At 60.9% G+C, this 6521-nt stretch carries 8 protein-coding genes (1 of these 8 cut by a window edge); 7 read left to right on the forward strand and 1 reads right to left on the reverse strand.

The features are described from left to right. Positions 1-24: 24 nt before the first annotated feature. Positions 25-729, forward strand: coding sequence for a tetratricopeptide repeat protein (locus tag ACX1DW_RS22100; RefSeq protein WP_458993427.1), 705 nt, complete (start codon positions 25-27; stop codon positions 727-729). Continuing rightward, positions 729-1055, forward strand: coding sequence for a YqcC family protein (locus tag ACX1DW_RS22105; RefSeq protein WP_458992392.1), 327 nt, complete (start codon positions 729-731; stop codon positions 1053-1055). The genes ACX1DW_RS22100 and ACX1DW_RS22105 overlap by 1 nt, the downstream gene beginning before the upstream one ends. 28 nt (positions 1056-1083) lie before the next feature. Here the strand turns inward: ACX1DW_RS22105 and ACX1DW_RS22110 are convergent, their stop codons facing one another. Next, on the reverse strand, positions 1084-1518 hold the full coding sequence (locus ACX1DW_RS22110; RefSeq protein ID WP_133455753.1) for a DUF4124 domain-containing protein: 435 nt from the start codon (positions 1516-1518) through the stop codon (positions 1084-1086). Positions 1519-1924: 406 nt separating this feature from the next. On the opposite strand from ACX1DW_RS22110, the gene ACX1DW_RS22115 reads away from it, so the two are divergent. The 5 genes from ACX1DW_RS22115 to msrP all read left to right on the forward strand — a co-directional run. Next, a complete protein-coding gene (locus tag ACX1DW_RS22115; RefSeq protein WP_110778940.1) occupies positions 1925-3649 on the forward strand; it encodes an acetolactate synthase 3 large subunit in 1725 nt (574 codons plus the stop codon). Between the two features lie 2 nt (positions 3650-3651). Continuing rightward, positions 3652-4143 carry an acetolactate synthase small subunit gene (ilvN, locus tag ACX1DW_RS22120; protein ID WP_013983830.1) on the forward strand — a complete coding sequence of 164 codons (492 nt, stop codon included), beginning with the start codon at positions 3652-3654 and terminating at the stop codon, positions 4141-4143. A 77-nt stretch (positions 4144-4220) separates the two neighbouring features. Then, a complete protein-coding gene (gene ilvC, locus ACX1DW_RS22125; protein WP_003303406.1) occupies positions 4221-5237 on the forward strand; it encodes a ketol-acid reductoisomerase in 1017 nt (338 codons plus the stop codon). A gap of 153 nt (positions 5238-5390) precedes the next feature. Continuing rightward, positions 5391-6230 (forward strand): CDP-diacylglycerol--serine O-phosphatidyltransferase, encoded by an 840-nt coding sequence (gene pssA, locus ACX1DW_RS22130; protein ID WP_063540400.1) that lies wholly within the window; start codon positions 5391-5393, stop codon positions 6228-6230. 54 nt (positions 6231-6284) lie between these two features. Further along, positions 6285-6521: the 5' portion of a protein-methionine-sulfoxide reductase catalytic subunit MsrP gene (msrP, locus tag ACX1DW_RS22135; RefSeq protein ID WP_458992393.1), read on the forward strand. It continues 771 nt past the right edge of the window; the window shows 237 of its 1008 coding nt (coding positions 1-237); it begins with the start codon at positions 6285-6287; the stop codon falls past the right edge of the window.

Genomic DNA, 6521 nt, shown 5'->3' on the forward strand with positions numbered 1-6521 from the left:
TCTGAATTGGTGAACAAGCAGTGGATGGCCGTTGTTGCAGCGGTGGCGCTGGTACAGGGGTGCGCGACCGTGGATCGTGGTTCGATCCCCGTGGTGGACTCGGGCGCTCCCGTTTCCGAGGAGGTGGCGGCTCGCCAGGGATACCGCGCGCCAGCCGGGGTCGCAGCACCAAGGCAGCAGCAGGAGGACTCTGGGGTGGTGGTGATGGTGCCGCAAGGCAGCTCTGCTCCGCTTGAGACGTTCGCCGCGCCAGATGCTCCCTTTGTTGGGGCGAGTGGGACGCCAGGCGGCGATCAGCCTGCGTGGCAGCCGGCGCCGTCAATCTCGGCGCCAGCCAGCACGCAGCAGCCGAGCATGCCCACCGGTATCCCATCCTCCGGCAGCGGCCTGGCCGCCGACGAGCAACTGGATGGACCTGTGCTCGCGCTGTTGACTACGGCTCAACAGCAGCAGGGCGGTGGTGATCTGAATGGTGCGGCTTCCAGTCTCGAACGCGCGCAGCGTATTGCGCCGCGCGAGCCGCAGGTCCTCTATCGTCTGGCTCAGGTCCGGTTGGCACAGGGGGATGCCACTCAGGCGGAGCAGCTGTCGCGCCGCGCATTGAGTTATGCCAGTGGACGCCCCGCGCTGCAGGCGAGCCTCTGGGAATTGATCGCACAGGCACGTGAGCGGCGGGGCGACAGTGCCGGTGCCGCTCAGGCTCGTGAGCGAGCCAAGGTCAATCTGTGATGGATCCGCGCCTTCCGGCGGTCGCGCAGCAGCTGCTTTTGATCGAGCGCGAGCTGCGCACGCTTGACCTGTGGAGCGCCGAGCCTCCGCCGCCGGAGGCTCTGGCCAGCGTCGAGCCATTTTGCGTGGATACGTTGCGCTTCGAGCAATGGCTGCAGTGGATATTCCTGCCGCGGATGAAAGCGATCGTCGAAGCGGATCATCCTCTGCCACAGGCGTCGGGCATCTGTGCGATGGCAGAGGTGGTCTATCGGGAGGGACGGGTAGTCAGTCTGCTAGAGGCGTTGCGTGCTTTCGATGCCTTGATCGAGGCGCCTTCGCGCTGAGCGGCTTGGCGCGCCGCCAGCGGCGGTATCAGTTGCAGTTTTCGGCGATCTTGTCGCGTGTTTCTGCGATCCGTGCCTGCCGCTCCTCTTCGGTGATTCGCCGGGTTTCACCCTTCTCTTCAACACGGACCCGCGGATTGTTCTGCAGTTGCGCGAGATTGGTGCGCATGGTTTCGCAGTAACGCTTGCGCTCGGCCTCTTGCTCGGCGACCTGCTGTTTTACCTTGCGGTCGATGCTTTGCTGATCGGGCTCGCCGCTTTTTTCCTGCGGGGCAGGTGCCGGCGCTGTTACGGATTTGCCTGGCGCAACCACGGTATTAACGGTTTCCACCTGCTGCCCCTGCGGCGGCTGGGCGCCAAAGTGCGTCACGCCCTGGGCATCCACCCATTTGTACACCTGCGCGGCCATGGCATTGCCGCAAAGCGCCAGTGCCAGGCCGCTCGCAAGAACCGTCAATCGCATGCTGTTACCTTCATCAGGATCGGAAAACGGCCTCCACTATACCCAAAAGCCGAGGACGTACTTCTGCGCGCCGTCACAGCTCGAGGTTGGCTGAAACGTAACGGCAGGCTTGACTTGCGGGTGCCGAATCCGAACAATCCGAGGCTTGCTGTCCTGAGTCGCCTCGCCGCAAGCGATACCGGCTCAGTCTAGACAGACATGAGGTGCTACCCGCGCCGACCTGCATCACCCGCAACGCGTTACCTCGCGCTGGGTGGAGAGCCCGCGACACCAGGGACTCTTCCGATACTGGCTCAATCAGTGGCTGACGTAGTCGGCGACCACCGTCGCTCATGCCCTGTTGGCAGTAAACCTATTTCTGGCGGCTCCGGCTTGGACCGCTATCTGGCGTTCAGAGGTGAACAACGTGGAACTCTTATCCGGCGCTGAAATGGTCGTCCGCTCCCTGCGTGACGAAGGCGTTAAGTACATCTACGGGTACCCGGGCGGTGCCGTTCTGCATATCTACGATGCGCTTTTCAAGGAAAAGGCCATCGAACATATCCTGGTTCGTCACGAGCAGGCCGCCACGCACATGGCCGATGGCTATGCGCGCGCGACCGGCAAGGCCGGCGTGGTGCTGGTGACCTCCGGCCCCGGGGCGACCAATGCCATCACTGGTATCGCCACTGCCTTCATGGACTCGATCCCGATGGTGGTCATCTCCGGTCAGGTGCCCAGCACCATGGTCGGCACCGATGCCTTCCAGGAAACCGACATGATCGGCATCTCCCGTCCGATCGTTAAGCACAGTTTCATGATCAAGCATCCTTCGGAAATTCCCGAAGTGATGAAGAAGGCCTTCTATCTCGCCGAGTCCGGGCGTCCAGGGCCAGTTGTCATCGATATCCCGAAGGATATGACCAACCCGGCTGAGAAGTTCGAGTACGTCTACCCGAAGAAGGCCAAGTTGCGTTCGTACAGCCCGGCCGTGCGTGGGCATTCCGGTCAGATTCGCAAGGCAGCGGAGCTACTGCTGGGCGCCAAGCGGCCAATCATCTACGCCGGTGGCGGTGTGGTTCTTGGCAAGGCTTCGGCGCAACTGACCGAGCTGGCGAAGATGCTCAATCTGCCGGTGACTAACACCCTGATGGGCCTGGGGTGCTTTCCGGGCAGTGACCGCCAGTTCGTCGGCATGCTAGGCATGCACGGCAGCTACACTGCCAACCTGGCGATGCATCACTCCGATGTGATCCTCGCGGTCGGCGCGCGTTTCGATGACCGCGTGATCAATGGCGCGACCAAGTTCTGCCCGAACGCCAAGATCATCCACATCGATATCGATCCGGCATCCATTTCCAAGACCATCAAGGCGGATATCCCGATTGTCGGTCCGGTGGACAGCGTGCTGACCGAGATGGTCGCCATCGTCAAGGAGATCGGCCAGGCGCCGAATGCCGAGACCGTGGCCAGCTGGTGGAAGCAGATCGACGAGTGGCGCGGCAATGGCCGGCTGTTCCCCTACAACGAGGGCGATGGTTCGATCATCAAGCCGCAGGCCGCCATCGAGGTGCTCTGCGAAGTGACCAAGGGCGAGGCTTATATTGCCTCGGACGTTGGTCAGCATCAGATGTTCGCCTGCCAGTACTACAAGTTCGACAAGCCCAACCGCTGGCTCAACTCGGGTGGCCTCGGCACTATGGGCTTTGGTCTGCCGGCAGCCATGGGCGTGAAGCTGAACTTCCCGGAAGCCGATGTCGCGGTGGTGACGGGCGAGGGCAGCATCCAGATGAACATCCAGGAGCTGTCCACCTGCCTGCAGTACGATCTGCCGGTGAAGATCATCAACCTCAACAACGGTGCGCTGGGCATGGTCCGCCAATGGCAGGACATGGTGTACAACAGTCGCTACTCGCATTCCTACATGGAATCGCTGCCCGACTTCGTCAAGTTGGCCGAGGCCTACGGGCACGTCGGCATGCGCATCACCGATCTCAAAGATCTCAAGCCGATGATGGAAGAGGCGTTCGCCATGAAGGACCGCCTGGTCTTCCTGGATATCGCCGTCGACACCGCCGAGCATGTCTATCCAATGCAGATCAAGGATGGCGCGATGCGTGACATGTGGCTGAGCAAGACGGAGCGGACCTGATCATGAGACATATCATTTCCCTGCTGATGGAAAACGAACCGGGTGCGCTGTCTCGTGTGGTCGGCCTGTTTTCGCAACGCAACTACAACATCGAAAGCCTCACCGTGGCACCGACCGAAGACCCGACCCTGTCGCGTCTCACGTTGACCACGGTAGGGCACGAGGAAGTGATCGAGCAGATCACCAAGAACCTCAACAAGCTGGTGGAAGTGGTGAAGCTGGTCGACCTGTCGGAGAGCGCCCATATCGAGCGCGAACTGATGCTGATCAAGGTCAAGGCCACCGGCGCTCAGCGCGCCGAGGTCAAGCGCACCACCGACATCTTCCGTGGGCAGATCGTCGACGTGACCACCAGCGTCTATACCATTCAGCTGGCCGGAACCAGCGACAAATTGGACAGCTTCATCCAGGCCATTGGTACAGCCTCGATCCTCGAGGTTGTGCGCAGCGGTGTCACCGGAATCTCTCGCGGCGACAAAGTGCTGAGTATCTAACGACTGCCGGACACGTCGTCTCGTCAGTCAGCAACGTTTTATCGAATGGCCCACGAGGCCGGCAACAGGGGTAATTCATGAAGGTTTCTTACGATAAAGACTGCGACCTCTCCATCATCCAGGGCAAGAAGGTCGCCATCATCGGTTACGGTTCCCAGGGTCACGCGCACGCGTGCAACCTGAAGGATTCCGGCGTCGACGTCACCGTCGGTCTGCGTCCGGGTTCCTCTTCCATTGCCAAGGCCGAGGCCCATGGCCTGAAGGTCAGTGACGTGCCGGCTGCCGTTGCCGCTGCCGATCTGGTAATGATCCTGACCCCGGACGAGTTCCAGGGCCGTCTGTACAAGGACGAAATCGAGCCGAACCTGAAGCAGGGCGCGACTCTGGCCTTCGCTCACGGCTTCTCGATCCACTACAACCAGGTTGTACCGCGTGCGGATCTGGACGTGATCATGATCGCTCCCAAGGCGCCGGGTCACACCGTTCGTTCCGAGTTCGTCAAGGGCGGCGGCATCCCTGATCTGATCGCGATCTACCAGGACGCTTCCGGCAATGCTCGTAACGTCGCACTGTCCTACGCCTGCGGCGTCGGCGGTGGCCGTACCGGCATTATCGAAACCACCTTCAAGGACGAAACCGAAACCGACCTGTTCGGCGAGCAGGCCGTTCTCTGTGGCGGTTGCGTCGAGCTGGTCAAGGCTGGCTTCGAAACCCTGGTCGAAGCGGGCTACGCGCCGGAAATGGCCTACTTCGAATGCCTGCACGAGCTGAAGTTGATCGTCGATCTGATGTTCGAAGGCGGCATCGCCAACATGAACTACTCGATCTCCAACAACGCCGAGTACGGCGAGTACGTGACCGGCCCTGAAGTGATCAACGCCGAGTCCCGCGCCGCCATGCGTAATGCCCTGAAGCGCATTCAGGACGGCGAATACGCCAAGATGTTCATCACTGAAGGTGCCGCCAACTATCCGTCCATGACGGCCTACCGTCGCAACAATGCGGCTCATGGCATCGAAGTGGTCGGCGAGAAGCTGCGCGCGATGATGCCCTGGATCGCGGCGAACAAGATCGTCGACAAGAGCAAGAACTGATCGGTTTTCTGCTCAAGAAAACGCGGCTTCGGCCGCGTTTTTTCGTTCTGCACCCCAGGCTTCTGGTATAAATCGCGGGTTTGGCCAGGCTGAACCGTGGGTGTGCCGATCTGGTCGAAATCTATCCGTACCTGTTGTAGAAGGTGAATGCGCATGAGTGGACAATCCGAAGAGCCGAACAAGCCAGTCGAGCCAGAGAGCATTCTGCCGATCGACGAGCATGTGGAGGAAACCCAGGAGGCCGACGGCCGCAAGGTCCGCCACCGGGGCATCTACCTGCTGCCGAACCTGTTCACCACTGCCAACCTTTTCGCAGGGTTCTTCTCGATCATCACGGCGATCAACGGCAATTTTTATGTGGCCGCGGCGACGGTCTTCGTCGCGATGGTGCTTGATAGTCTGGACGGACGCGTTGCGCGCCTGACCAATACGCAGAGTGCTTTCGGCGCTGAATACGACTCGCTGTCAGACATGGTGGCTTTCGGTCTGGCGCCTGCGGTGCTCGCATACGAGTGGGCGCTTTCGGAACTCGGCAACGTTGGGCTCACCGTCGCCTTCATCTACGTAGCCTGCGCGGCGCTGCGTCTGGCGCGTTTCAACACGCAGATCGGCAAGGTGGACAAACGCTGGTTCATCGGGTTGGCTAGCCCGGCCGCGGCGGGCGTGGTAGCTGGTTGGGTCTGGGCCGTTTGGGCGCTCGATGATGCCGGTATTCGTGGCGTCGATCTGCCGTTGGTGCTGGTCATGCTCTTTGCGCTGATGGTCGCGGCTGCCGGTCTGCTGATGGTCAGCAATATCAAGTACTACAGCTTCAAGGATCTGGACTTGAAAGGACGGGTTCCCTTCGTTGCGATTTTGGTCGTGGTCCTGGTGTTTGCAGTCGTATTCAGCGACCCACCTCGTATCCTCTTGCTGATCTTCCTTGCATATGCGGTTTCCGGTCCGGTTCAGTACCTGATGCAGCTGCGTCGGCGTAAGCGCGTCGAGGGTTGATTTTCGATCTGGCTGCGCGTATTGCTCGTTCAGAGCCGATACGCGGAGCTACTCATGCTGATCAGAATCCCTCCTTCCGGTGCGTGCCGTGAATCTGAGGTGACGACGGAGACGGTCTATCGAAGTCGGCGTCGCTTCATTCAGGGGGCTGCACTTGCCGGGGCGGCTTTTGGGTTGCCCTCTCTGGCCAGGACATCCGAGCAGTACCCCGGCGTCCCCGATGCGCCAGCCTCTCCTTGGTTCGTTGGCAAACTGAGCGATACCCATTGGCGCGCTGTCGTCCCGGAAGGC

It is taken from the genome of Stutzerimonas sp. KH-1, assembly GCF_054483855.1.